Here is a 25,845-nt window from a genome sequence, read left to right as displayed (position 1 = left end):
CATATCCAATACCGTGAGTAGTGGTGTACGGGCCACAATAGTATATTACTCATTCAATTACATTTGATTATTATGTCTATCGTTATAAAAAATCTATCTTACGAACATTCGGATAAAACACCTTTATTTCACCAAGTTGACCTTGTCTTAAATAAGGGAGAAAAAGCCAATTTAATTGGTGCAAACGGAACAGGAAAAAGCACCCTATTGAAGCTTATTGCTACCACATCACTCCCAGCTATTCAGCTTGGTGGTACAGCCTATTATTTACCTCAAATTAACACCAATCAAATTACGAGGCAAACCATTCAGGAAGCCTTACAAACAGATAAAAAACTACAAGCCTTACATCGCATTTTACAAGGCTCTGTAGAAGAACAAGATTATATTGACTTAGATGATGATTGGCAAATTGAAGAAAATATTGCGCAAGCCCTTCAATACTGGCAACTAGAAGGAAAGGATTTGACCCTTCCCATGCACCAGCTGAGTGGAGGACAACAGATGCGCGTGTATTTTGCTAGTATTCACATTCACCAACCAGATATACTCCTACTGGATGAACCAACCAATCACATTGATCAAGCTACGCGACAACTGTTGTTTGACTTTTTAGATCAATACAGAGGAACAGTACTCCTCGTGAGTCACGATATTGAGCTATTAAATAGACAATCGCTTACGTTTGAAATTACCACACAAGGGATTCAAGCGTACAAAGGCAATTACGACTTTTACAAAATGCAAAAACAAGAGGAGTTATCTTCCCTTCAACATCGAATTGATACCCTTTCTAAGGATTTGCGTCAGGTAAAAACGGACCAACAGAAATTACTTCAAAAGCAACAAAAAGCAGTTGGGCAACACAAAAAAGCAGAGCAAAAAGGAGGTTTACCTAAGATTGTTGTCAATACCCTTAAAAATGCTGCAGAAAACAGCAGTGCTAAAAGTACAGAAGTACAAGTAGAGAAACAACAAAAACTACAAGGAGAACTTTGGGAGTTAAAAGATCAATTGGAACAAGTCAAACCCTTTCATTTGAACTTCAACTCCTCGAACTTACATACCAATAAGGTGTTGTTTCAGGTAAAAGAAGTCAACTATCAATACGAATCGACAGCGGATTGTATCTGGTCAACTCCTTTGAATCTAGAAATTCGAAGTGGAGAACGCCTTTTAATCGAAGGAGTGAATGGTTCTGGGAAATCAACGTTATTGCACCTATTAGCAGGAAAGCTACAACCTACTACAGGTCAGGTTGAGCGATTGACTCCCAATATCGTTTACTTGGATCAATTTTACGCCCTACTCGACCCTCACAAGACGATACTAGAACAAGCTCAAGCATTTAACCACAACTTACTGGATGAAGCTAGTTTAAAAAACACCTTATTTCAATATGGTTTTCGACCTGAAAGTTGGACTAAACCAATAATGCAATTAAGTGGTGGAGAATGCCTGCGTTTAACGGTTTGTTGTTTAAATCTTTCGTTGGCCTCTATTGATGTATTATTACTCGATGAACCCAGCAATAACCTCGATATTTTCGGTTTAGAAAGTTTGTATCAAGCACTGAAAACATACCAAGGAACGATTGTATTTGTCTCCCATGATATGAATTTACGTGAAGCAATTCAACCCAATCGCGTAATTGAAATGTAATTTTTGTTTGAAGAGAATTTCCATAAAAAAACAGACATCCCCCATACAGCATATCCACACCGTATGCCATGTTGGGGGATTATGAGGAGGTGAGGAGATGAGACGATGAGACGGTGAGGCGATGAGGCGATGAGCAGATCTCACAAAGCACAGTTTTGTGAACGCGGGATGCGACCCTTCCTACGTCAGGGGGACATGCTGTACATGAGCGCAGTGGGATTGATGAAGCATGAATCACAAAAAAAGGGGAGCATCAACATGCTCCCCTTCGGTTATTTTTTATCCTAAACGAAAAATTTTACTCGCTTTTTGTATTACAATGCCGCAATTTCCGTTGTGTAATTGGTATTCTTATTTCTCGCATCAAAACGCGAAGCGAATGCCTCTGCTTGTGCTTTGAAATGGGTGTATAAATCTTCTAAATGGTACTCCCCACTCTCTTGGTAATAAGCCAATTGTGGAGAAAGCTGTAAGGTTTTCGTTCCTCCTTGTTTCATGATTGGCATCATGTAACGCGCAAAATTATAACGGTGAATGTCTTCTGCTTCAATATCCCATGTTGCGATACGCTCAAAGAAAGACCACGTTTCTGGGTGATTTATTGCATTCATGTACGACATCAACAAGCCCATTGAATAGCCTACAGAGCTGTCATATTGATCATGTGCTTCGTATTCTTCAATCGCTCTGTTGAAGTACTTCTCTGCTTCTGCGGCATCTCCAGCTAACCAAGAATAGTAGGTCAAACTACAAAACGTTTGGAACGGCATCGAATAACACGTCAATTTCTTGTGAATCAAATCTTGTGCTTTCACAATCGCATCTTCCAATTTTCCTTGGAACAGTAATAATTCTACTTCTGTATCCAATTCACAAGCTGAACAATTCGTCATATCATCCACCAACTCGCTATTCGCTGCATCGATGTATTTTTTCGCCAAATCATAATCGCGCAAGTGAAAAGCTAAGCCTGTCATCACGTTGTGATACGCACGGGTACTGAATCCATTTTTCACCAAACGGCGTTTCAAGTCTTCCCCAATTTTTTCAATTTCCTCTAGCGGAATTAAAGCACTGCGATACGCTGAGCAAAACATCCATTTGTATTCCCATAGGAATTCAGATTCATCGAAATAATCTTCATTCGCATCACTGGTGTGTAAAATCCAAGCAAAAGCCGGAAAACTCTCATTGCAACGCGAAGTATTGCGTTCTTGGCGAATTAAATCCAAACGCAAATCAAATCCCCAATCAATATCATTGTGTTGATCAGCCAATTGTATAGCCTCTTTCAAAGCGACAATCTTATCTTCTAAACTCTTTAAACCTTCTACCTTAAGTAGAATTTTCTGGATTTCTAAATTGTAATTCATAGCTATTTTTTTCTTTTATTTTCTTCCTCCATTCGCTTGATTTCCTCTTGAGCAGCAGTATTTCCGTTTCGGATGTCAAAGCGTTGAGCCCAATCATACGCACTTGCTTTATAAGCCTCTGACAATTCCTTTAGGTCATACCACCCGTCTTCTTGATAGAAGGAAACCCCAGGCGATAGGGTTAATTGTTTTTTCTCTTTTTGGTCTAAGACAAACATCATGTGGCGACTCAACATCAGTTTTAAGTCATCTTCAGCGTCAATATCCCAACCTGCGATAATTTCATAGTAATGCCAAAGACTTTCATCTCCCAGCAAGTGTAAGGCGTAAATCAGACGCGTTAACCCATACAGCAAAGAGCTGTTTACTTCTGATAATTGAGTAAACTCTTCTTTGGCTTTCTCTAAGTATACCGCAGCGCGCTCATCTCCATAGCGAACCATAAAATACCCCATGGAAACATAGGTTTCAAAAGGCAAGGAGAAATCGCGTATTTTTTTGTACTCCATTTGTTGCATCAAAGCAATCGCCTCATCAAAATGCCCCAAACGAGAAGCACTTTCAATCTCATTGTCATACACCACAGCTTCCCCACAAATATCATCTAAAGCCTCTTCTCTTGCTTTCACCACATAAGCTCCTCCAAGTTCATAATCCCCTAAATGTTGGGCAAAACCGGCCATGGTATAATAATAGCTTCGCTTAGAAAACTTAAAATGCTCTAACTTCTGTTCCAAATCTGCAGCAATAGCATGTACTTGTTCCAAGGGAATATTCACATTGCCATAAGCAGAACAGATCATCCATTCGTATTCTTCCAAAAATTCAGACTCTGATAGTTGATCCGGATGCAAACGCGCTTGTTCCAATAACCAAGCAAAAGCCAACGGACTTTCAATGCAAGCGGAAGAGCAGCGTTCTTCGCGTATCAACATGATGCGCAAATCAATGGCCCAACTCAAATCTGCATGCTTATCTGCCAAGTAAATGGCCTGTTTCAATTGAGCAATACAGTGTTTGGAATCGGTGTATTCCTCTTGGATCTGCAACAGTATTTTTTGTATTTCTAAACGATGTAGCATCTTAAAATTCAGGTAAAAAATTAGTCATACCCAAGATTACGAATTGATATAAGGCATGGTTAAAAATATCCATTTCTTGTTTGTTGATGGTATAGCCCCCCAACATCAAGGCCTGTACATATAATACGTGAATCAAGGCTTCAAAAAGCTCGGGATCCTTAATGACCAACAACTTCGAAACTAAGTCGTTTTGCTGATTGAAACACAACGTAGGCAACACCTCTTCTTGCTTTTTAAAATGTCCTAAAGCAGCAGCAAAAGGATTAGCACTTTGCGCTAAATTCTGCATGCTTTTATTGCTCAAGGCTTCTTCATTGGCAATGTAAATAGCCGTAGTATCGTGCGGTTCAAATCGCTTTACTTCTGCTTTACAGTATTGTGCTTTTAATATTTTATTGGCCTTCTCCAGAAAAACCGCAATGCGATCATCTTCTATTGAGGCCTCTTCAAAGCTATTTAAGACATCATTAGGTTTCATTAATTCAATAGACAATCCCGGATTACTCGCTTTGATCTTTTGAATTAAATCTGCCTCATAGCTATAAGCTGCGTTGATTACTAATTTCTTTTGAGAACCCGCAATACGTCGAATTTGTCTAAAATCATCCAAAGAAGGGGTATAGAAAATAGAACCGTAATTCGTTCTAATATCTCTGAACAACAAAGTACCTTGATTGGTTTCAAAAGGCAAATAATCTTCAAACAACTTGAGAATTTCATTATCAGAAGCAGCCAAAGACTTGATATACAAGTGGTGAATGGAGATAATCTGTTCTAATTTGTCCAAATTTGAGACAGACAATAGTTTCAAATAATCTTTAAAACAAGTGGTCAATTCTTTTTTTGCCTCGATTAACAAAGCATTGTTCATGAGGGATTCTCGAGAAGCTGTAGGTTGTAAGCTATTGGAATTCATGATACAACGCACAAAAGACGTCCATTCGGGCAACAGATTAGTCGCTTGATCACACAAATACATGCGTTTCAAGAAAATCTTGTGCTCTTTAGACGTTGTCATATTCACCTTGTTGGGAATAACATAAGCCATTCCTTGAATATCTCCTGCTGCTGAAGCAATGGGAAATACATCCAAGAATTTCGTCTTAAATAGTTCTTTTCCAAACGCTAATAACTCTTCTTTTGAAGCTTTGGGATTCATCCAAATCGGATTCCCATCCGAAACGATTTCTTCTTCTCCCTTTTCAATAAATTTTATTTCGATTGGCAAAGCACTCCCGTAAAATAAAACGTTTTGCTTCACTTCTTCTCTTTTAAACAGGGTTCTCCAGTTCTTTTTCGCTTGCAGAATCACGCGAGTTCCTACTTCTGGCAATAGATCAATGCTTTCTACATCATAGGTTCCATCTGCTCTTCCAACCCAACGTACAGATTCCTCTTTATACAAAGAGCGAGATTCTACTACAATTTCCTCCGAAACAACTAAACAAGAAAGCAAACCGATACCAAAACGTCCGATTAGATCTTTCTCGGCTAATTCGCCTCGTTTCGAACTTTGTCCGATAACCGACAAAAACTGGTGCATATCCTCTAAAGATAAGCCCACGCCATTATCTTGAAAAATCAACTGATCATTATCAAAAAACAGGGTTATTTTACCCTGAAAACTTTCATCAATTCCCTTTCTTACTGTCACAGCATCAACGCCATTTTGCAGTAATTCACGAATGAAAACCGTTGGCGAACTATAAATGTGTTCGCTCAACAGTTCTATCATTCCTTTCATATTTACTTGGAACTGATAATTCTTTTTATTGTCCATTATCTTCTTCTTTTTCTTGGGCCACCAATGATTTTCTGCGCATCTTCATTTCCATTTTCCGCAGCTTGTTGGTACCAATGTAAAGCCAATTCATCATTTTGCTCTACACCTTCTCCTTTTAAATAACAATTACCCAATTCATACTGAGCCGAATCATATCCCGCATTAGCCGCTTGCTCTAAATAAGCAATTCCTTCCGCTAATTCTTGAGCTACGCCTTCTCCTTTTACTAACATCACCCCTACATAACCTGCAGCTTCTAGGTTGCCACGATCTGCTACTTCTCTCAGGTAGTATAATGCTTCTACATAATCTTTTTCTGTTCCAATTGCGTAATAATAGCACAGTCCCAAACGGAAATAAGCGGCATCATATCCGCGTTCTACTGCAATTTTATAGAATTGGAAGGCTTTTTTCTCATCGCGTTCTACGCCAATTGCAAATTGGTAACAGATTCCCAATCCTTCCGAAACATACCCACGTTGTTCTGCTTCTTCATAATAAGGGAACGCTAAATCATACGGTTGATCTTCTTCATATCCGTATAAATAGTAATCTCCTAGCGTCAACATGGCTAAAGCAGAACCATTTTCTCTGGCTTTTTCTAACCAATATTTAGCTAATTCTAGGTCTTTCTCTAAACCATAGGCATAGAGGTAATAACAACCTAGTTTATATTGTGCGTAGCTGAATCCTATTTCTGCTGCAGTAGTCATATATTCTACTGCTTTAGCAGCATTTTCTTCAACTCCTCCTGATCCTTCTTCATACGCTAAGGCTAAATCTACGTTTGCATCGTTATAACCATATTCCAATGCTTTTTCAAATAATTCAAAAGCCAAGGCACGATCTTCCGCACCTCCGATTCCATAGCGGTTACAACGAGCCAATTGATACATTCCCTCTGCTAAATCTGCATTAGCTGCAATTTCGAAATGTTCTCTTGCTTTTTCTGCATCTACCTCACCTAGTAATCCATCTTCATACATATACCCTAAGCGAACTGCCGCAAATGGATAATTATTTTCTAACGCTTCTTGATAGAATTGTTCTGCTTGCGTTGGATTTGCCTCTAAACCATAACCGCGCTCCAACATCATCGCCAATTCTACTTTACAATAGTTTGAATTATAAAGTTCAACTCCTTTTTCGTAATACGCAATTGCTTTATCTAAATCTGGATTTTCATTGTAACGGTAGTATCGTCCAGCATATTCAATTCCCAAACCATTATTTCTTTCAGCAGCTACTTCGTAGAATTCAATACATTTATCAAACTCTTCTTCCGTACCGAATTCTCCAACTTGGTATCCATACCCCAGGCGGTAAGGAGCATAATCATCTCCCAATTCCATCGATCCTAACAATAGTGCTTGTGCTTCTTCTACGTTGCGTTCAAGGTCTTGGTGTTCCAATAAAGCAACCGCTTTTTCGTTTCTTGCACGTGTGGATTTAGCCGCAATAGCGCGATCTAAATACTCCATGGCTTTGTCTATATTCTTATAATCGTTGTGGTATAGGTATAAAATAGCCAATTCTAATAAAGCCTCATTTGAGCAATATAAAGCTGCTCTTTCAAGCGTTTGAATTGCTTTGTCAAATTGTGGTTCACTTTGATCTGCTGGGTATAAGTAATAGTATCCTAATACGAATCCAGCATAAGCGATTCCATGTTCAAAACCTACTTGTAAATAAGGAGCTCCTTGTTCAATTTCATAACCTAGTGGAGCAAAACGCGTATTGCTGATCATCAATCCCAACATATAGTTGCAATACCCACTGTTGTATTGAATTCCTTCTAAATATGTTTCTAATGCTTTTTGATCTTCTCCTTCACGCAGGTAATAATCTGCTAAAACATATAATCCTCGTTTTTCAACGTGAAGTAAATCATGGTATTCTTCCAAAACAGCAGCAGCCTCTTCTCCAGATCCACAGCTGTGAAATTTAATATTTAAAGCAAATAACTTCCCAGATTTATTATCCGGAGCATACGAACTTTCAATTAAAGCCAATCCTTTTTCCGCATCTTGTTCAAAACCTAAATTTCCATAATAGGTATTGTACCCAACAAAGGCTTGCGCGGTTTTATCTCCAGCTTCATATCCTTTGATGATGTACTCCGCTGCTTTAGCTTCATCTTTAAACCCATAACGAGCATTCATGTATAATTCATGCATGAACGTATAGGCTTTAGCATAGCCCTTATCAATAAATAATTGATTCAGCAAAACCACATCGTCAAACCAAAGTGCATAGTCTTTATCATTCAAATAAAAACTACTGCGTTCGCGATTAGAGTCTCCGTTAATTTGCTCGTATAGTTGTTGGAATATCGTTCCTTCTTTTCCTGTTTGTTGGGCCAACATACAAAGTGCATGTGCCTTGAACCAACGGATAGGATCCGCATAATCGTCTGCGTCAAAATACAGTTGTGCCGCTTGGGTTAAACTTTCTTGCCCATTGGCAAACTCGCTGATATAGCTCAAGTATTTTACATTAAACTCGCCCATAATTTTTTCTTTTTCTATTAAAACAATTTTTTATTCCGTCGATTAATCCAACTACCAACAAATTTAAGAAACACCCGCGACATAATTTGTTAATTATGACAAAGTGTTCTTTCTCTAAATAAAAATCCCCATTTATAGGGAAAGAAATAAAAAGATAAGAAATATTCTAGCGGTTGTTTACCGCTAAATTGATCTTGTAATTCTGATGGTTAAAGGAAAAACTACGCGTGTAAGTACTTTTTATTCACGCGACTTGAGGCAATATACGATGCGATAAAGCCTAAAATAAAAATAGAGAAAAACACCACAAAGATATCACTGATGTTAAATTCTACGGGATATGCAAAACCTGGTCGGATTAAGATAAGTCCGAAATGTTCTTGAATCAACACCCCGATAATCCCCAACGTAATCCCCAATAATCCACCCACCGTACTGATGATTAATCCTTGTAAAAGGAAGATTCGCTTCAACTGTTTCAGTGAAACACCAAGGTCGTTCAGTGTTTTGATGTTGTTTTTTTTCTCTAAGATAATCATGAGTAATGCCCCTACTAAGTTGAAAAGAGCAATAATCACAACCAATAAAAAAATGAAGTAAACGACTGCATTTTCTGTATTCAACATGCGGTACAAGCTATCGTTCAATTGAATTCGATTTTTGACTACCACGTTATCGCCGAGTACTTGTTGAATATAGGCGATTGCTTCTTTTTCAGTAACCCCTGGATTTAAGGCAAATTCGATATTGGTGTATGCATTTTCATCCAAACTGAATAAATGTTGCGCCAGTTCAATATCACAAAATACATATTTACTATCCAGTTCTTCATTGTGCAAAGAATAAATCCCCACAGTATGAAGATAGGTACGTAGAAAGGCATCTTCTGGATTACTTACTACACCTGATCCGGGTTTGATCGACAAAGCCTGTAAACTATGTTCGACATCAAACAATCCCATAGATAAGTAATACGCCATCCCTAAACCGACCACAACCTCATCAGAACCAGGTTCAAGCCAATTCCCCAATTCCACTTTTTCTGGAAATTGACTGACTTTAGGAAAATCGGCATCCACGCCTTTGAGTATAGCAACGGTTTGCTTTTCATTGTAGGTAAAAAGCAAACGGTCTTCTACTACTCGAGCCACCCCAGAAAAAAGGGGTGATTGACTCAATTCTTGGTATTGAGCTTGGTTTACGACGAAGTTTTTTCCTTGTTTGCTAAAGACTTTTAGCTCCGGATCTAATTCGTTCGTAAAAGATAAACTGAAAGATCGAAGTCCACTAAACACAGCTAATACAATTAACATCGCCATGGCACTTACTACGATTCCCATAGAGGCAATCGCCGTAATGACGTTAACTGCTTTGCTCTTGCTTTTACTAAAAGCATAGCGTTTGGCTATGTAGAATGCTATCTTCAACGGCTTACTTTTTCTTTCTCTTCGCTAATAAATCTGGATTAGCAATTGGATTCTCGTCTCCTTTTAATGCTTTGTCAATTTGGTCAATATACTCCAAACTATCGTCAACGTAAAACATTAAATCTGGCACTTTACGCATTTGGTTTTTCACGCGTTGCGCTAAGTCGTGCTTGATTAATGGTGCATTGGATTGAATCGCTTTCAACAATTCTTTTCCACGCTCCGCTGGGAAAATGCTCAAAAACACTTTCGCGATTGATAAATCTGAGGTAATATTTACTTTAGAAACTGAAATAATCAAATTGCTTATTCCGTTCTTGCGCACTTCTCCTTGTAATATATCTACTAGGTCACTTTGTAGAAGTGCTCCCATCTTCTTTTGTCTATTTGTCTCCATGGTGCAAAAATACAATTTTTTGCATCATATTTTTTTATATTTCACGCTTCAATTGCTTCTGTTCGATAAAATTACTTCTCCGCCCTTGAAAAAGAAAAGTTCCTCCGTCTGAATACCTCAACGCTTTGATTTTATCCTGAAGCTAAAACTGCTTTATCCAAAGTGAAAAGCAAAGACTGTATCTCTATTATTCCCTCTTTGCTTCATCGTGGAATTGAAACAATAGTAGCCTAATGAAATAGTCTAGGGTAAACAAGAGGTTTAGTCGAGATTCTTTTGAGTTCTTTTGGAGTTTCCTTCGAGTTACCTTGGAGATTCCTTCGACAAAAAGGCCATTTTTCGAGGTATAGTCCAAGGAAACTCCAAGGAAGGTCGAAGAAACCCCACAGTATCCCTTTACAAACAGCGAATCATCTAGTAACAAGAGATCTCCTTCTCCAAGCTGTTGGACACTAAAAACGAGAGATTTACAACTTTAATTCAGCGTACTGTATTCGGCTAACACGAGTCAAATGGGAGAATCAAAAAAATAAAAAAACGGCAATAAGGAAAACAAATAAGTTGAGGGAGTTAAAAAAGGAACTGAGTACAAATTAGTTACCTCAAAACGAGGGAATCAAGGAGTAAATAAGGTGTGGAAAATAAATATTTTTTGGTTGTATTTCTTGCAAAAACCAATAATACGCAGTAATATTGCAACCGCTAATCGTCAATTTGACTGGTCCTATAACTCAGCTGGTTAGAGTAGCTGACTCATAATCAGCAAGTCCCTGGTTCGAGCCCAGGTGGGACCACAAATATTACAGTCAAATAGGCCGGTCCTATAACTCAGCTGGTTAGAGTAGCTGACTCATAATCAGCAAGTCCCTGGTTCGAGCCCAGGTGGGACCACAACAAAAAAGCATCTATTTTTCAATAGATGCTTTTTTTATTTGTAGCAATGAGCGATAAAATATTTAAGTTCAATTCCTCTTCACTCACTTAACTATTTATCCATTATTGGATAGGTTCATGTTCCACTCTCAGTATAACATCATCCACTTTAATATCGTATGTAAACTTTTTATCTGTTAGTTCAACGATAAAAACAGCACGCTCAGCTGCCACCGAACCATCAGCAGCTCTTTCAATTAATGTTTGCAAATCCCCATCTAGAGAAACATACCAATCCCCTTGAGCAGTCACTTTTTCTTTGTCCCCGTAAGCAGTAAACACAAATGTTCCATTACTATATTTTCCTTCAGCATTTTTAGGAAAATACGCTTTTCCATTTTTGTTTTCATAGTAAGCATCCCCAGAGAAATTAACTGCAGGAGCAATGGTTTTATCTAATTCAACAACAGGCGTAACTCCATTAGTAATATCAAAAACTTGAGTTGTTTTCCATGCTGTACTAGCTAAAATTTCAGCTGGAATTTTTGGCTCTGGGTGATTCGTAACCGGTTTATGCTCTACATTGTACACAACTTCTCCGTTGTGATGATCCTCTATTTTATAGGTAAACATCGTATTATTTAGTTCCACGATATCAACAGTACGTTCAAAAGCCACTTCGTTCTCTGAGTTATAAACAACCAAGTGTCTTTTTGTATCCTGATCTTTCAACGACCATAGACCAAACATTTTATGGCCATCTTTAAAATCAACAATTCTAAAGGTACCATTCGCATTGTAATAAGCATAACCTGCATATGTTTCTCCAGGCTTAACATCTAAACTGATATTTTCTCCTTTGTTGTCAACTATTTTTGACGTCATCCATACATGTTTAGCTAAAATTTCCGAACCCGTTTCTGGTTTAATCGGTTGTTTTACATTGTCATCGCTAGAACAAGCAACAGTAGCAGCAAAGGCTAATAATACTCCGCTTACACTTAGTAAGCTCAAAAGTTTTTTTCTCATTATTTTTTATTTAACTGATGCAAAAATATATATAAATCACAGAAAACAAAATTAAAATATAGTTTTTTAGCTAAAAAAATATAAAAAACACAACAAAAAGTAAATTACACCACAAATAATTTATTTTATTGTATTTTATGTTTTTTTCTACTGTAGTATAACATAATGGAGGCTAAATGAGGGTACAATTCCTCCTGTATCAGAACGAAATAATGAATGAAATGCTTGATGGCATAACAAGCGTTGAATAACAGGAGCAATACCTCCTACGTCAAAAAAATAATGAATGAAGTGCTTGATGGTATAACAAGCGTTGAATAACCAGAGTAATATCTCCTACGTCAAAAAAATAATGAATGAAGTGCTTGATGGTATAACAAGCGTTGAATAACTGGAGCAATACCTCCTATGTCAAAAAAAATAATGAATAAAATGCTTGGTGATATAACAAGCGTTGAATAACACGTACGATGCCTATAACATCACAAAGAGCAAAATAAAGCTTCGGTTAGGTTTTCACTTTTTCTAATTAAAACAGAGTTCCACTTTAATCGATAAATCTTACAACTTCACGAAAAAGCAAAAAAGCGACTTCACAAAGAACAAACCTCACAAAGAACAAACCTCACAAAGAACAAACCTCACAAAGAACAAACCTCACAAAAAACCCTACCTCCTCCTCCGCAATTTATACACCACGTGACGACCTAGCACCACCACCATCATAAATCCCATATAAATTAGATTCATAACGAGGTTTACTACGAAACTCACAGCTACAAGGAGTTTATCTAACCACGATTCTTTCATTTTGCTATTAAAAATTAAATAGTACAAACACGAGCATAAATACACTAGCAAATAAAAGTACAGCTGATACGAGAGCTAATCCTGCAGCGCGCCACATGGAATAAAAAGCATTATTTTCTTCCTGGTGTTTACGAAGGGCATCACCCTGTTTGACTTCTACAATCCAACTTACTATTCCTGTAAATAGCAGCGGAAAAATAAAGTTGGGGATACTATCAATAACCGTAGTAGGTACTAAAAAGAGTAAACCAAAAAAAGCAACTGTCGAAACGATTCCCAAGAGAAGTGCTTGTTTGGCTTTTTTCTCTTCCTGCAAAGCAAGGTAATTTTCGCGAATCAAATACCCCGCGATTAAAGGACCACCTAAAAAAGTAGCCAACCGAATAGCATTCGGTGAATATAATTTTAAATCTTGTGTTGGATTTTCTTGTGCTATCATGCTATTTATCTTATTCAAGGAAGTATCCGTGCTTATTTCCTTTTCGTTTTCATCTTATTTTTAAAAAGCGGTGATTTTAAATATAAAAATAATATTTATTCTTTCAATACATAATGTGTATTTCGACCAGAACCTAACTTAACTAAAACCCCTTTATCCACTAAATCTGTGATATCACGTAAAGCTGTATCAGAAGAGGACTTCGTTAATTTCGCCCATTTACTAGTTGTCAAATTGCCTTCAAAATGATCTAGCAACTTCGTAAGGATATGATGTTGTCTTTCATTGCTAATATGCGCTCTATGGGTTATCCAAAATTGATGTTTTTGAATAACCTTACCTATTACAACATTTGAAGAATGAATCGCTTTTTTCAAACACTCCAAGAACCAAATAATCCAAGCAGTGATATCCAAATCCCCTCGTTGTGTCAGTTCTAATAATTGATAATAGGATTTTTTTTCTTGTTTAATTTGAGCAGACATGCTGTAAAAACGTTGATTTACTTCATCCGCTTTAGATAGTTGCATATCTGTGATTGCTCGAGCAATACGACCATTACCATCACTAAAAGGATGTATTGTAACAAACCACAGATGAGCGATGGCTGCTTTCAAAATAGGATCTAATGTATCTATCGCATTAAACCACTGCAAAAACAAGTCCATATCATTGGATAGACGATCAGCATGAGGTGCTTCAAAATGTATAATTTCTCGACCTAGTCCTCCAGAAACAACTTGCATAGGCTCCGTTCGCCATTGTCCTACTTCAATTTTATACCTCCCACTTCTACCTGTTTGAAATAAAGCCGCATGCCACCCAAACAAACGCTCTGCTGTCAATATCTTATCTGAATTTTGCGTTGCATCTAACATCATGTCCACTACACCTTCAACTTGTTGATCGACCAAATCAACTCCAGATTGATCTAAGCCTAATCGTGTTGCAATAGAAGAACGAACCTGATCTGGATTTAATATTTCACCCTCTATTTCAGAGGATTGAATCACATCTTGAATGAGCATTTCAAGATTGGCTTCATCCTTTAATTTAAAACCCAACAATTCCACACGCCCCATCAATCTACCCTGTAGATTACTTACCTCACTCAATAAGGTGATAAAGTCTTCTTCTTTCCATTGGAAAGCAGGCCATTTACGCTGTTGATGGATATAACTTGACATGATTATTAGGTTTGTGCGGTGATTAATTAGGTTATTCACCGCAAATTATGCGGTAAATATACAACTTAATCTCCGCAAAACATGCGGTGATTAAACGATTTATTCGCCGCATCCTCTTCTATCCCATGAAGTATCAGCATAAAAAAAAGCCCAATGAATAATAGATTCACTGAGCTTAACATAATATAGTTTGATTGGTTTTTGTGCTATTTTACAAGTTCTCTTTCGCGTAAAAGCGTTTTCTCACCCTCTTCTACTTTGTATTTTTTGGTCCAAATACAATCGCCATCATATTCATAGGCAAATTCTTCTTTTTCAATCACAGGGCGAACTGGTGGTGTTTTATCCTTTTTGCGTCTTTTCTGTTTGGTATAGTTCGGTGCAATAGTTGTACGCGTACTCACTTCACTAACATTCCCACAAGAATCGTATTTGTATGTACTTGTGCGAATCTTCTTTTCTCCTTCCTCAAAAAATGTAGTCTTTTCTAGGCGAATCGTCCCGCTTTCATTATAGGCACGAACGGTACTAAATCCGCGTTGATAATCTTCCGAATACTCTCTAGAAGTAACAATCATGGGTCTTCCTTTTACGATTTTCGTATAAGTATGCTCTCCATCATCAATCAACACTCCTTTATCATCATACGTAAAAGAACTCTCAAAAACCACTTCACGCACTTGGCCGCGATCCGCATCATACATCAATACCTCTTGATACACTCGGCCTTGATCATCGTAAAACACGTCAAATACTTTCCCTAGTTCATCATTGTTATAATACAAACGATAGCTTTTAATTCGCCCATCTTCTAGTTCATATTCAATTCGATCATGAGGATATATACTGGATGCATCGCGTTCATAAAAATGGTCATATTGTTTCCATTTTGGATTTGCGTCAATTCGATCTAGTGCCATTTGAGCAAATGCACCAGTACTCATCGTTAACAAAAGTAAAGTAAGAATAGCTGGCTTTTTCATTAATCATTGGAGTTTTTGTTGTACATTTTTCCCTTAGGAGTACGCAAAGTAGAAAAAAAACCAGCCATTACAAAAAATAAAGCCAACGAATACAAAAAATTAACTTAATACACCTCTCATTTTTAGCATTGTAACATGCCATTCAGGAAGTTACAACAAGTCTACTTGTAGCAGTTGCTTTTGATACAGCAGTTCCACTTCTATTAATAAAGGGGCCCGACGCGACTGATCCAACCCAAACACCTGTTTACTTGCATTGGGATACGTCAGGGTGGTTTCCACATGAAATTCGAGCAAGGCGTGCGTATAAACATAACGTACCACCAACTCTCCTTTTTTGTTGATTTCCTGTAAATACAATTGGGTAACACAAGCAGGCTTTATGGGACTATATTCTTCAAAATAACTTTTCACTTCCAAAAAGAGTCCTCCTACTTTGACGGGCTGTACTTGAATAGAATCAATCGTTGTTCCTTGTTGTAGCACCTTTAGTTGTTGTTTTATTCCTTGACTTCGTGCTGGTTGGCAACAAGACAAAACCAAAAGGACAATCAACATCCCCTTTCTAAAATCACAATTTTTTCTTAATTCCAAAAAGAGGCACACATATTGCATATAACAATAATAAGATTAATTATCATAAAAGTATAGAAAAGTACAACAATCTGAAAAAATAAAACGAGGGTAGCCCCTAGAATTTGAATAAATATTTTCACAAAATGCCACTAATAACAAAACAAAAATGGGTATTTAGCGTTTATTCTAAACAATGTACTTGCTCTTATCACATAATGACAGAAACAAAACAAATAAAAACAAAGATATGCGTTAGCAAAATTCATTTTTTTAAAAAATTTTAACTATTTTTAATAAACATATGTTTAATTTTGTAGGTGATAAATAATCTCCTCATAACGAAAAGAAAATAGTAGGTTTAGGCTTCTAAAACAGCCTTGGAGATGAACCGTTAATCAGGGTGTAATTATAAACAAAAAGTAGCGCTTTATCGCACGCTTTTTTTAGCTACACTTCGAAAGGAAAAAGATTATTTTATATTAAATTTGCAACTGAAAGAAATAAAGAAAAGAAATGAAAAAGATTATCTCACTATCCATTCTACTATTGGCTTTTTCGGTGTCCTATGGGCAAAGAAAACCAGTTATTCAAAGTAGCAGTGATGTTATTGTTTATAAAGATATAGAGAACATCCTTCAGCACAAAGCTGAATTGGGATTAAGTCAAAAACAAGAAGCTTCTTTTGTCGTTAAAAACGAATACATCAAAAGAGACCTACAAGCGTTAAACGACAGAACAGACATGTTGCCTGTTGAGAAAAAAGAAACGGAAAAAAAAGTAAAGGACTCGTATCAACTATTCATTCAACGTACCTTAAACAAAGATCAAATGGATGTTTGGGCGCAAAAGAAAGTTGAGTATGATTTAGCTAATATCAAAGATGACGGTTTAAAAGCAGATTTAAAAGCGTTGGATGCCGTTTATAAAGCAGATCAAAAAGAGATTTACAGAAAATATGGTATGGACCGTGCGATTTATGGAGCACAGAAAAATACCCTTCGCAAAAAATATGAGACAGATCGCCTGAGACTAATGGAATACTACAATGCTTCTGGAGAAGAAAACGAAGTAATGTCCTTAGAAGAAATTGCGAATTTGGTCAAAGAATTTGATGATTACTACAGTGGAGAAGCTCCATCTAATCCTTTAAAGTATTTGAACATTAGAGAAAATACAGAAGGTGAAGGTGAAGAAGCAGTAGAAGAATCATCATATACAGAAGAACAAACAGCGGAATAATAGTACTTTCCCAATCAACAGCAGTAAATCATGGTTTGCTGCTGTTTTTTTTTATCCTGACTTTATTGTCCAGTATCAATGTCCTAATGCTTTTTATCTTTTTCAAGACAATCAACGCTATAGCGATAAAATAAAACAACAACAAATACGAAAACAGCAGCTAAAATGTCTGAATTATACCAAAATACAGCATTTTAAAACCTATACATTTCAGTATTTTTACTTTACTTTGCATAAAAATAATCTTATGTCATACATATCAAGAGTTTTAAGTGGAAAATGCCCAAATTGTGGCAAGGAAGATTTATTCTATGATAAGGGGAATCCCGTTACAATGCGCATGCCCAAAATGGCGAAAGAGTGTTCTCATTGTCATTATAATTTCCATAGAGAAACTGGTTTTTACTTTGGAGGGATGTATGTAAGCTATGGTCTTACAGTTGCAGAAATGTGTGCAGTAATGGTATTGAGATTAATCATCAATGCACTTTTTGATGTGCATATTACTCTCCTTCAAACCTTTATCGCCATTGTAGTTGTTCTACTTTTATGTTGGACTTTTAACTACCGATTATCCCGTATAATTTGGTTAAACATATTTTACAAAAAAGAATAGTTTCTTTCAAAAAGTTATTTATCTTTGCACCACTTGAAACAGAAACGGGTGTAGTTCAAGGGTAGAATAGCGGTCTCCAAAACCGTTGATGGGGGTTCGAATCCCTCCACCCGTGCAAAAAAGTCCTTACTTGCGTAAGGACTTTTTTTATTGGTATCGTTTAAAGAATTCTTTAGGCGTTTCTCCTACTCTTTTCTTGAATAGTTTGGAAAAATAAGAGTAATCATCATACCCTAAAATAGACGCAATATCATTGAGTGGATAATCGGTATAAATCATCATACGTTTGGCTTCTAAAACCACGCGATCTAAGATAATATCCGTCGTTGTTTGATTGACCATCGTTTTGCACACGCGATTCAAGTGCTTTTGCGTCATGTTCATCCAGTTCGCATACACAGCGGCTGACTTTTCTTCGGCAAAGTGTTTTTCAATCAATTCCTCAAACAACTGCAAATGGGTTGCATATAAGTTATTGTTAATCGTTTTAAAGGTTTCTCCTTGCAACAAGATTCGATTGGTCTCAATGTAAAACAACAACGTTAAACTTACCAATTGCTGGTTGCGCTTCCATTGCTCTTGTCGAACTTCTTTTACCATGCGATTCAAAACAAAAGCCAATACTTGCGTATCCGATTCATTTAAACATACATGATTGGGATAAAAAGCAGAACGAAATACGGGATAATCACGTAGGGTCTCCTTCAACAAATATAAATCCAAAAAATTCTGTGTATGAAAAAAGATATACCCTTCAATATCTTCTGATAGTTCCCAGCTATGCGTTTGTCCAGGCGCCAACATAAAGACAGATCCTGGTTTTACTTCATAGCGGTTAAAGTCAATTTCGTGAATGCCTTCCCCTTTCGTAAACAAAACGCCTACATAAAAATTATGCTTGTGCGGTCGCTCAATATGGCTGTGATTATCAATGAGATGTTGAGATAAGGTATTCGCATAAAAATCAGTTTGTAAATTGTTATGCGTTATATCATTAATTTGTAAAATAGCTATTTCATCCATACCCTCCTCGTTTTGTAGCAAAAGTAAAAAGAATTCCAACGAAGCCCAATTTAATTAACTATCTTACAAGAACTTTCATTTTCTAAAATAAGCATTGCATAAGCAAATTTTATTTTCAAACTTTGTTACTCAATCTAAAAATAATTGCTCCAATGAAAAAAGCAATCGGAATAGCGAGTTTTATTGCCCTTTTAGCGACAGCTTGTACACAACAACAACCGACACAAAATTTAGAATCTCTAGATAAAAAATCTGCTCGAGAAGTTACATTAAAAACTGTAATTTCGGGTGATAGCATTTACCATATCACGGCTCAAACAATCTGGGTGAATGGTAAAATGGTACAACAAAAAGCAGACACAATTACCACAGCGAAAAACTTTAGCGACTGGGGTGATAGTCAACCAACCAGTTTAGAAAAAATTCCAATTTACGTAACAGTAGAATAATATGAAAAAAAGTAGTAAAGCCGTTTCTTTAGTTTTAATTACAGCCACTTTAGCTTCTTGTTCTAAACCTACTGAAACGAAAGAAGAACAACAACGCGTTTTTATGCGTGCAGACAGCAGTGCGCCTTATACAGAAGTAACGGACCAATATCAACAACAACGCAGTAGTGGTGGTGGAATGGGTATGGGAAGTGCTTTATTGTGGTATATGGCTTTCCGTCCGATGATGGGAGGAGGTATGGGCTATACTAGTCCTGGTATTTCTCCACAATCTAATGTCGGAACAAATACCTCTAAAGCTGACGCCTATAAAAAGCAAACTGCACGTGGTGGATTTGGCAACACAGCCAAAGACAATACTGCGTCTTCTTAATTGTAAAACATGCAGATAAAATACATCACACCGCAATCCAATTGGCAAGATCGATTGGAACAGAACGGTTTTGGTTATCATACAGATGAAAATAATGTCCCATACTGGATCGAAGAGTACTACTATAGTATCTCTGAACCTTTAGCGGATGAAATTTATGCGGCTACGGCTGATTTATGGGAAATGTGTCTCAAAGCAGTAGATCACGTCATCACCCATAAATTATATGATCAATTTCAGATTCCTCTTTTCTTCCATGAGCACATTGAGCGTTCTTGGGAAAATGATGAATTAAGTATTTATGGTCGTTTTGACTTTGTGTATGACACGGTTGAAAAACAACTAAAAGTACTCGAATTTAATGCTGATACGCCGACTTCTTTATATGAGACGGGCGTTGTGCAATGGCAATGGATGAATACTTATTTTGGCCACTCAAAAGACCAATTCAATTCAGTACACGATCGATTAATCGAAACGTGGAAAGAAGCGAAAGCCCACATGAAAGGGAGTACCTTACACTTCTCTTGCATGCGTGAAACGCTAGAGGATCTGACCAATATTGAGTATTTACGCGATTGTGCTATTCAGGCAGGTATTGAGACCAAACTCATCTATATTGATGATATTGGTTGGGATGGTGAAACATTTACCGATTTGGAAGATGAGATGATTACTGATATTTTCAAACTATATCCTTGGGAATGGCTCATCTATGAACGATTTGCTTTACACATCCCTAATGATATGGCCCAAGCGCAATGGATTGAACCTTCTTGGAAGATGATCTTATCAAACAAGGCGATTCTGCCTATCTTATGGGAATTATATCCAAACCATCCTTTACTTTTGGAATCGTATTTTGATGAACCTAAAGGCATGCAAAACTTCGTTAAGAAACCCTTATTATCTCGCGAAGGAGCCAATGTAACCTTGTACATCAACAATCAGATTGTAGAGGCAACAAAAGGCGATTATGGCGATGAGGGTTATATTTGTCAAGCCTTAGCCAATTTACCGAATGAAGGTAAAGGGTATTTTATCATTGGCAGTTGGCTCATCGGGCAAGAACCTTGCGGCATTACCTTTAGAGAAAGTGATAAGCGAATTACTACAGATAAAAGTAGATTTGTACCTCATATTATTGAATAACTGATAAGCCTAATTGCTTTTATTAGGCTTTTTTTAATTTCCCTATCCTATGACTCCTGATTTTATATACGACCAAACCTTTGAAAATATCACTTTTGAACCGAATAGTATTTCGTTTAGAGAGTATGAAAACTGTCAATTTATCCACTGTGATTTTAGTGCATGTTCCTTTCTGTCGACTGTATTTATCGATTGTGATTTCAAAAACTGCAACTTTAGAAATGCAGCGATTAATTACGTAGGATTGCGAAATTGTCATTTTCAAACGTGCAATTTCACCCATGTAAACTTCACTATGATGGATCAAACTATTTTTGAATTTTCATTCACGGATTGTAATCTAGAACTATCGCTCTTCTATGGTTTGAATTTAAAGAAAACAACCTTTATCAATTGCAGCTTGATTAGTGCGGATTTTATGGAAGCCGATTTATCGCAAGCCATGTTCGACAATTGTAATTTGTATCGTGCGAATTTCACTAAAGCCAAAGCGGAAAAAACTGACTTTTACACCAGTTACAATTTTGATATCGATCCAGATTCAACTAAACTAAAAAACGCCATCTTTGCCAAAGAGGCTTTGGATGGGTTATTGAGAAAACATCAATTGATTATACGATAAGCATAAAAAAAGAGAACCAATGGTTCTCTTTTTTTATGTCTTGCTGTTGCTTTGCTTACTTCTTAAATCCACGTTTTCTGTGATTTGAAAAAAGCGACCTTAATAGCAGCATAATTTTCAACAATAAGGTAGACATTGAATACCAAGACCAATAAGTCAAAATAGATAAAATCAAGGGCATGACTAATGTAAACATGTGTCAAGAACATCCCTACTGAAACAGGAAATAACCAAACTGCTCCAAAGAAATAGGTTCTTCGGAACAACAGTAATAGTCCTCCTACCAATTGAGCAAAACCAATCACTTCAATAAAATTTGTTCTTTCCCAAATCAAATAGAAATCCAAGAAATCTCCGCCTAATCCAAAGTCGATATACTCTTGTTGACTGATTTTTTCTGTCAGTTTTTCATAGCCATGTGGAATAAATACATAGGCTAAAAAGGCGCGAAAGATATAGCTTATTAACAGGCCTATTCGCTGAACTACTTTTCCCATGATGCTATTTGTTTTTATCCATAATATGGAAGCCCATTAAGCGTCCACTTCCTTTTAGGCGAAATGTTTCTTTAACTTCTCCTGTTTTAGGATTGTATTGATATGCTCCTGCAAAATTTTCTTCTGAATTATTGGAGATAAAATAGATATTTCCATTGTGGTAAAATGGATTTTGATACGAATAGAAATTATCCGGTAACATGTCTAAACGGGTTGCTTTTTTTGTATGTACGTCAATTTCGTTCCAGTACCAAATATCTTTTCTATAAGAAACACCATGTTGACCTCCTCCATAATACGAAGTCGGACGACTTGAAATTGTTGTATACACCTTGTTGTTGTGTGCAAAAATTCGGTTGAAATCACTTGGGTATTGATAATCTGAAATCTTCAATTCAAAAGTAGGGTCAAATTTAATTTCACCTCTTTTAATGCGCAGGATTTTCGATTCTGGTTTTTGAACAGTCATATCTCCTACTGCAATCACGTATAAATCCTGTGTAACTTCATCCAAACTCCACAAAACATGATCTGCGAATAAACCTAAGTTAGTAGCTCCTTCATAAGAAGTAACTCCTTCTATTTTATTTGTAGTCAAATCATATACTGCTATTTCTACTTTTTCTACATTCGGTTTCACTTGCCAAGCGGTACTACGTGTTCCGTGTTGAATATCAACATATAGTTTATTGTCTCGTTTTGCTAAGATCAACTGACCTGCTGCTTCATAAGAACTCCCATCGGAAAGAGATGAAAAATCCACTTCTCCAATACGCTGCATCGTTTGTGGATTGAATTTTTGTACTTTTAATCCTCCTGCTGCTGAATCCCAATAATATCCTTCTGCAGCATTAACAACTAAATAGTTGGTTTCATAGGTATTATTTGGGGTACTAATAAATCCATCAGCTGCAAATTTATTCCCCTCCATTTTGTATTTTGACAATCCTACTTCACTCGCTAATGCCCCATCTTTTTTGTACAATACATTATCCACAACACGACCTCCTGCTGAATATCCCAACTGATAGAAAGGAATAGCTGACAAATCCATAACACGAGATTTTGCATCGCCTAAAGCATAAATACCTCCCGCCCATTTTTCTGTTCCATTGAAAATAACCCATAACTCGTCTTTGGGTAGTTCATCTGGATTAACAGGTGGTGTTGGTTCTTGCGTATTGTCATCACTACTACACGAAAACAGCAAAAAAGTAGTTAAGAAAGCCGCAGCGATCCCATTGAATGTAAGTTTTTTCATGATTTTGAATTATTAAATGATTTTGTAAACAATTTTAAATTGAACAGCACGTCCAGGTTTTTGTATATTGAAATTATCGTAGCGCTTTACATTTCCTACATTAAGTAGTTCTAAGGCTAGATTAATCTTTCGATTAGCAAAGTGATAATACACCCCTATGTCTTGGGTAAACTGCCCTAATCTCCCATCATTGGGAATAATTAACTTAGAATCCACCATATCCGCTTTTCCAAAAAGACTAGGTTCTTGCTTTTTGGGAATATCCGTCAGATAAAAGCGATGTAAATAGTTGAGATTCCAATTCACACTCACTTTATCTCGAGTGGAAAATAATCCATGAAAGTGACTGGTAAAAAAGGCATTTCCAAAAAAGAAAGGAATGTTGGGCACACGAGCGCCTTCGTACATTTTAAATTCGGCTCTTTCATTTATACGCCTAATATCTTGGTAAGTCACATTCATCCCCAACTCAAACTGTTCTTTAATCTGATGTGTTACTTCCATTTCCACTCCCTTAATTGCTACCTGATGAAAATTGATGTATCGGTTATACGGAATATCTGGCTGAAGAAAAATAGCATCTTTCACGCGGCGATAAAAAAGAGTAAGCCCTACGGTTCCCTTATGTGTGGATTTCCCATAGGTATAAGCTGTATTTAAATTGACATTATGACTCGTCTCTGGAAGAAGATCTAAATTCTCTTTAATCAAAACGCCATCACCAAAAACCTCCATCTCATCGGGTAATCGAGTTGCGTATTCATAAGATAACTTTAGTAAAAGCGGTTTAGCATCCCATTTCAACCCACCGAGATAGCCCCATTGCTTATTGGATTGAGAAGATTGCCAAGCGAAATTGAATTTATCTGTTGTAAATCCTTTCGATCGACTATTATAATGCTTCAGTGAAACCATACTCTCTAATTGGTCGTTCAACCAAAGGGAACGGAGCGCTAAAGCAGTGATATTTTTTTGATATGTTGCAGGAATGGTCAACACATCCACCTGATAAACAGGAGAAACAGCTCCTAATTGGTCACTGCCCTTTCTGCGCTGATGGTAGATTAATTCTCCAAATTCAATAAAGTGATTGGGATTAACTTGAAAGGTAGCATTGATTCTCCCTGAAAGTAAATTGTAGTGCAACTGTTGTTGGCTTCCTCCTTTATTTATTTCGCCGATTACTTGATCGCTCAAGATAATCTCATTGTCCCAATTGTAGCGCACCGTAGCAGTATCCTCTAATTTGGTATTAAAATGGCTTCCACTCAATACGGCATTCACCTGTAATCGATCATCCCAAAACCCTTTCTTATACGATAAAATAGCGGCGTAATTTTGCTCTGAACTATCTGCCTCTCCAAATACCTTTCCCATCTCACTATCGTGCTGTATTTCCTTGTAAAAATCAGCAAATACGAATGTAAAACTCAAATCATCTGCCCAAGCTTTATCTCGAACTCCAGCAACTAATTCTCCATAATAAGAAGAAGTTCCATCGTGAAATCGACGTACTTTTTTAGTGTATTGTTGCCCTGTAATAGCATCAACGAAAGGGGCATCAATCTTGTAATTATTTGCAGAAGTATTATAGGTTGTGTTCATCCCAAAATAATACGAAGGATTCTTCCCTACCAAAAACACATTAGCTGTCGCGCGATGGGTGCGAAAGGAACCGATTTCATACGAGAGTTCGACCAAATTAGATTTGGGTTTTCGCGTAACTAAATTCACCCCACCACCTAGTGCATCTGAAGCTAAATAAACAGGCATTGCTCCTTTGTAAATCTCAATGCGTTCTAACATATTGGTAGGGATTGTACTCAATGAGAAACCATGTCCAAATAACTCTATGGGAATACCATCTTTAAACAGGCGAATTGCTTTGCCTTGTAATCCACCTAAATTTAACTGAGTTTCAGCTCCCAATCCACCATTAGATCGAACCTTAATTCCCGCTGATCGATTCAATTGACTACTGATATCTCCTCCTTTATTGTGCACTTGCTTCATATCCAACACCTGCACCGCAAATGGAGTTCGTTCTATTTTTTGTTGTGTCGTTTGAGCGTGAATCACGACCTCTTCTAATTGTTCATTCTTCTCTCTTAGTATCAAAGGATAATGCGCGATTTGACAATCAACCTCAACAGATTGACTGTCGATTTGTTTTCCATTCTCATATACTTGTAGGGTGTATTCTCCTGCGGGTAAATCTATCCGTCCACTATGCCCCTGTTCATCCAACCCATAGGTTTGTTGATTCACAACTAAGGTAAAAGCCGAAAAAGATACGGTTTGACTTCGTTGAACAGAAAAAGACACCTCACAAGCCAAAGCCGTCGAAGAGCAACATAACAAAAAGTATAAATATTTAACCATGTTGTTATTTAGAATAGATTTAAATACTGTATTTTTACGCAAAAATAGCAGTAGGACGTTCAATACGTCTTACGAATTTGAGTGTAAGATTTACGTAAAA

22 protein-coding genes and 3 tRNA genes are annotated in these 25,845 nt (G+C 36.9%); 10 read left to right on the top strand and 15 right to left on the bottom strand.

Features of this window, described 5'->3' with window-relative positions:
* Positions 1–72 precede the first annotated feature (72 nt).
* Positions 73–1,662, top strand: a complete 1,590-nt coding sequence (locus ACUTSE_RS00320) for an ATP-binding cassette domain-containing protein (protein WP_445638829.1) — start codon at positions 73–75, stop codon at positions 1,660–1,662.
* Between the two features lie 314 nt (positions 1,663–1,976).
* Here the strand turns inward: ACUTSE_RS00320 and ACUTSE_RS00315 are convergent, their stop codons facing one another.
* From ACUTSE_RS00315 to rbfA, 6 genes are all read right to left on the bottom strand, one after another.
* On the bottom strand, positions 1,977–3,035 hold the full coding sequence (locus ACUTSE_RS00315; protein ID WP_445638828.1) for a hypothetical protein: 1,059 nt from the start codon (positions 3,033–3,035) through the stop codon (positions 1,977–1,979).
* A gap of 2 nt (positions 3,036–3,037) precedes the next feature.
* Positions 3,038–4,117 (bottom strand): hypothetical protein, encoded by a 1,080-nt coding sequence (locus tag ACUTSE_RS00310; RefSeq protein ID WP_445638827.1) that lies wholly within the window; start codon positions 4,115–4,117, stop codon positions 3,038–3,040.
* 1 nt (position 4,118) lies between these two features.
* Positions 4,119–5,897 (bottom strand): HSP90 family protein, encoded by a 1,779-nt coding sequence (locus ACUTSE_RS00305; RefSeq protein ID WP_445638826.1) that lies wholly within the window; start codon positions 5,895–5,897, stop codon positions 4,119–4,121.
* Complete coding sequence (locus ACUTSE_RS00300; protein ID WP_445638825.1) at positions 5,897–8,410, bottom strand: tetratricopeptide repeat protein; 2,514 nt, start codon at positions 8,408–8,410, stop codon at positions 5,897–5,899. The genes ACUTSE_RS00305 and ACUTSE_RS00300 overlap by 1 nt, the downstream gene beginning before the upstream one ends.
* Before the next feature lie 221 nt (positions 8,411–8,631).
* Positions 8,632–9,837 carry an ABC transporter permease gene (locus tag ACUTSE_RS00295; RefSeq protein WP_445638824.1) on the bottom strand — a complete coding sequence of 402 codons (1,206 nt, stop codon included), beginning with the start codon at positions 9,835–9,837 and terminating at the stop codon, positions 8,632–8,634.
* Between the two features lie 4 nt (positions 9,838–9,841).
* On the bottom strand, positions 9,842–10,234 hold the full coding sequence (gene rbfA / locus ACUTSE_RS00290) for a 30S ribosome-binding factor RbfA (protein WP_002989696.1): 393 nt from the start codon (positions 10,232–10,234) through the stop codon (positions 9,842–9,844).
* Positions 10,235–10,954: 720 nt separating this feature from the next.
* Between rbfA and ACUTSE_RS00285 the strand changes: the two genes are divergently transcribed.
* Positions 10,955–11,028 (top strand) — tRNA-Ile (locus ACUTSE_RS00285).
* Between the two features lie 23 nt (positions 11,029–11,051).
* Positions 11,052–11,125: transfer RNA gene (locus ACUTSE_RS00280), tRNA-Ile, on the top strand.
* A 105-nt stretch (positions 11,126–11,230) separates the two neighbouring features.
* Here ACUTSE_RS00280 and ACUTSE_RS00275 read toward each other — a convergent pair.
* The 5 genes from ACUTSE_RS00275 to ACUTSE_RS00255 all read right to left on the bottom strand — a co-directional run bounded on the left by ACUTSE_RS00275 (position 11,231) and on the right by ACUTSE_RS00255 (position 16,149).
* The gene (locus tag ACUTSE_RS00275; RefSeq protein ID WP_445638823.1) at positions 11,231–12,136 is read right to left on the bottom strand and encodes a DUF4822 domain-containing protein; all 906 of its coding nucleotides are present in this window, start codon (positions 12,134–12,136) and stop codon (positions 11,231–11,233) included.
* 817 nt (positions 12,137–12,953) lie between these two features.
* Positions 12,954–13,385 (bottom strand): hypothetical protein, encoded by a 432-nt coding sequence (locus tag ACUTSE_RS00270; protein ID WP_445638822.1) that lies wholly within the window; start codon positions 13,383–13,385, stop codon positions 12,954–12,956.
* Between the two features lie 95 nt (positions 13,386–13,480).
* Positions 13,481–14,572 carry a Fic family protein gene (locus tag ACUTSE_RS00265; protein WP_445638821.1) on the bottom strand — a complete coding sequence of 364 codons (1,092 nt, stop codon included), beginning with the start codon at positions 14,570–14,572 and terminating at the stop codon, positions 13,481–13,483.
* Positions 14,573–14,778: 206 nt separating this feature from the next.
* The gene (locus ACUTSE_RS00260; RefSeq protein WP_115092390.1) at positions 14,779–15,555 is read right to left on the bottom strand and encodes a hypothetical protein; all 777 of its coding nucleotides are present in this window, start codon (positions 15,553–15,555) and stop codon (positions 14,779–14,781) included.
* 150 nt (positions 15,556–15,705) lie between these two features.
* Positions 15,706–16,149 carry a hypothetical protein gene (locus tag ACUTSE_RS00255; protein ID WP_445638820.1) on the bottom strand — a complete coding sequence of 148 codons (444 nt, stop codon included), beginning with the start codon at positions 16,147–16,149 and terminating at the stop codon, positions 15,706–15,708.
* 495 nt (positions 16,150–16,644) lie between these two features.
* On the opposite strand from ACUTSE_RS00255, the gene ACUTSE_RS00250 reads away from it, so the two are divergent.
* The 3 genes from ACUTSE_RS00250 to ACUTSE_RS00240 all read left to right on the top strand — a co-directional run bounded on the left by ACUTSE_RS00250 (position 16,645) and on the right by ACUTSE_RS00240 (position 18,101).
* Positions 16,645–17,370: a hypothetical protein gene (locus ACUTSE_RS00250; protein WP_445638819.1), complete on the top strand. Its 726-nt coding sequence runs from the start codon at positions 16,645–16,647 to the stop codon at positions 17,368–17,370.
* Between the two features lie 247 nt (positions 17,371–17,617).
* A complete protein-coding gene (locus ACUTSE_RS00245) occupies positions 17,618–17,986 on the top strand; it encodes a DUF983 domain-containing protein (RefSeq protein WP_002989681.1) in 369 nt (122 codons plus the stop codon).
* Between the two features lie 44 nt (positions 17,987–18,030).
* Positions 18,031–18,101 (top strand) — tRNA-Trp (locus ACUTSE_RS00240).
* Positions 18,102–18,133: 32 nt separating this feature from the next.
* Here the strand turns inward: ACUTSE_RS00240 and ACUTSE_RS00235 are convergent.
* Positions 18,134–19,009 carry an AraC family transcriptional regulator gene (locus ACUTSE_RS00235; RefSeq protein ID WP_050899471.1) on the bottom strand — a complete coding sequence of 292 codons (876 nt, stop codon included), beginning with the start codon at positions 19,007–19,009 and terminating at the stop codon, positions 18,134–18,136.
* Positions 19,010–19,161: 152 nt separating this feature from the next.
* Between ACUTSE_RS00235 and ACUTSE_RS00230 the strand changes: the two genes are divergently transcribed.
* Genes ACUTSE_RS00230 through ACUTSE_RS00215 form a run of 4 tightly spaced genes read left to right on the top strand, consistent with a single transcriptional unit; the run spans position 19,162 to position 21,605 of the window.
* Positions 19,162–19,458, top strand: coding sequence for a hypothetical protein (locus tag ACUTSE_RS00230; RefSeq protein ID WP_002989677.1), 297 nt, complete (start codon positions 19,162–19,164; stop codon positions 19,456–19,458).
* A 1-nt stretch (position 19,459) separates the two neighbouring features.
* Positions 19,460–19,831: a hypothetical protein gene (locus ACUTSE_RS00225; RefSeq protein ID WP_002989675.1), complete on the top strand. Its 372-nt coding sequence runs from the start codon at positions 19,460–19,462 to the stop codon at positions 19,829–19,831.
* A gap of 9 nt (positions 19,832–19,840) precedes the next feature.
* Positions 19,841–20,983 carry a glutathionylspermidine synthase family protein gene (locus tag ACUTSE_RS00220; RefSeq protein ID WP_445638818.1) on the top strand — a complete coding sequence of 381 codons (1,143 nt, stop codon included), beginning with the start codon at positions 19,841–19,843 and terminating at the stop codon, positions 20,981–20,983.
* Between the two features lie 49 nt (positions 20,984–21,032).
* Positions 21,033–21,605, top strand: a complete 573-nt coding sequence (locus tag ACUTSE_RS00215; RefSeq protein ID WP_445638817.1) for a pentapeptide repeat-containing protein — start codon at positions 21,033–21,035, stop codon at positions 21,603–21,605.
* A 62-nt stretch (positions 21,606–21,667) separates the two neighbouring features.
* Here the strand turns inward: ACUTSE_RS00215 and ACUTSE_RS00210 are convergent, their stop codons facing one another.
* Genes ACUTSE_RS00210 through ACUTSE_RS00200 form a run of 3 tightly spaced genes read right to left on the bottom strand, consistent with a single transcriptional unit; the run spans position 21,668 to position 25,745 of the window.
* Positions 21,668–22,102, bottom strand: coding sequence for a DoxX family membrane protein (locus ACUTSE_RS00210; RefSeq protein WP_445638816.1), 435 nt, complete (start codon positions 22,100–22,102; stop codon positions 21,668–21,670).
* Positions 22,103–22,106: 4 nt separating this feature from the next.
* Positions 22,107–23,363 (bottom strand): hypothetical protein, encoded by a 1,257-nt coding sequence (locus ACUTSE_RS00205; RefSeq protein WP_445638815.1) that lies wholly within the window; start codon positions 23,361–23,363, stop codon positions 22,107–22,109.
* Between the two features lie 12 nt (positions 23,364–23,375).
* Entirely contained in the window at positions 23,376–25,745 is a 2,370-nt protein-coding gene (locus ACUTSE_RS00200; RefSeq protein ID WP_445638814.1) for a TonB-dependent receptor plug domain-containing protein, read from the bottom strand.
* Positions 25,746–25,845: the final 100 nt, after the last annotated feature.

The organism is Myroides sp. TSA_177.3 (assembly GCF_052691955.1).
This window is presented reverse-complemented; position numbering and strand designations above follow the sequence as displayed.

Coding starts and splice junctions, on each gene's coding strand:
- ACUTSE_RS00250 (WP_445638819.1), top strand. CDS start 16,645: ATGAAAAAGATTATCTCACTATCCATTCTACTATTGGCTTTTTCGGTG.
- ACUTSE_RS00270 (WP_445638822.1), bottom strand. CDS start 13,385: ATGATAGCACAAGAAAATCCAACACAAGATTTAAAATTATATTCACCG.
- ACUTSE_RS00300 (WP_445638825.1), bottom strand. CDS start 8,410: ATGGGCGAGTTTAATGTAAAATACTTGAGCTATATCAGCGAGTTTGCC.
- ACUTSE_RS00320 (WP_445638829.1), top strand. CDS start 73: ATGTCTATCGTTATAAAAAATCTATCTTACGAACATTCGGATAAAACA.
- ACUTSE_RS00215 (WP_445638817.1), top strand. CDS start 21,033: ATGACTCCTGATTTTATATACGACCAAACCTTTGAAAATATCACTTTT.
- ACUTSE_RS00210 (WP_445638816.1), bottom strand. CDS start 22,102: ATGGGAAAAGTAGTTCAGCGAATAGGCCTGTTAATAAGCTATATCTTT.
- ACUTSE_RS00220 (WP_445638818.1), top strand. CDS start 19,841: ATGCAGATAAAATACATCACACCGCAATCCAATTGGCAAGATCGATTG.
- ACUTSE_RS00245 (WP_002989681.1), top strand. CDS start 17,618: ATGTCATACATATCAAGAGTTTTAAGTGGAAAATGCCCAAATTGTGGC.
- ACUTSE_RS00305 (WP_445638826.1), bottom strand. CDS start 5,897: ATGGACAATAAAAAGAATTATCAGTTCCAAGTAAATATGAAAGGAATG.
- ACUTSE_RS00200 (WP_445638814.1), bottom strand. CDS start 25,745: ATGGTTAAATATTTATACTTTTTGTTATGTTGCTCTTCGACGGCTTTG.
- ACUTSE_RS00310 (WP_445638827.1), bottom strand. CDS start 4,117: ATGCTACATCGTTTAGAAATACAAAAAATACTGTTGCAGATCCAAGAG.
- ACUTSE_RS00275 (WP_445638823.1), bottom strand. CDS start 12,136: ATGAGAAAAAAACTTTTGAGCTTACTAAGTGTAAGCGGAGTATTATTA.
- ACUTSE_RS00235 (WP_050899471.1), bottom strand. CDS start 19,009: ATGGATGAAATAGCTATTTTACAAATTAATGATATAACGCATAACAAT.
- ACUTSE_RS00225 (WP_002989675.1), top strand. CDS start 19,460: ATGAAAAAAAGTAGTAAAGCCGTTTCTTTAGTTTTAATTACAGCCACT.
- ACUTSE_RS00260 (WP_115092390.1), bottom strand. CDS start 15,555: ATGAAAAAGCCAGCTATTCTTACTTTACTTTTGTTAACGATGAGTACT.
- ACUTSE_RS00230 (WP_002989677.1), top strand. CDS start 19,162: ATGAAAAAAGCAATCGGAATAGCGAGTTTTATTGCCCTTTTAGCGACA.
- ACUTSE_RS00265 (WP_445638821.1), bottom strand. CDS start 14,572: ATGTCAAGTTATATCCATCAACAGCGTAAATGGCCTGCTTTCCAATGG.
- ACUTSE_RS00205 (WP_445638815.1), bottom strand. CDS start 23,363: ATGAAAAAACTTACATTCAATGGGATCGCTGCGGCTTTCTTAACTACT.
- ACUTSE_RS00315 (WP_445638828.1), bottom strand. CDS start 3,035: ATGAATTACAATTTAGAAATCCAGAAAATTCTACTTAAGGTAGAAGGT.
- rbfA (WP_002989696.1), bottom strand. CDS start 10,234: ATGGAGACAAATAGACAAAAGAAGATGGGAGCACTTCTACAAAGTGAC.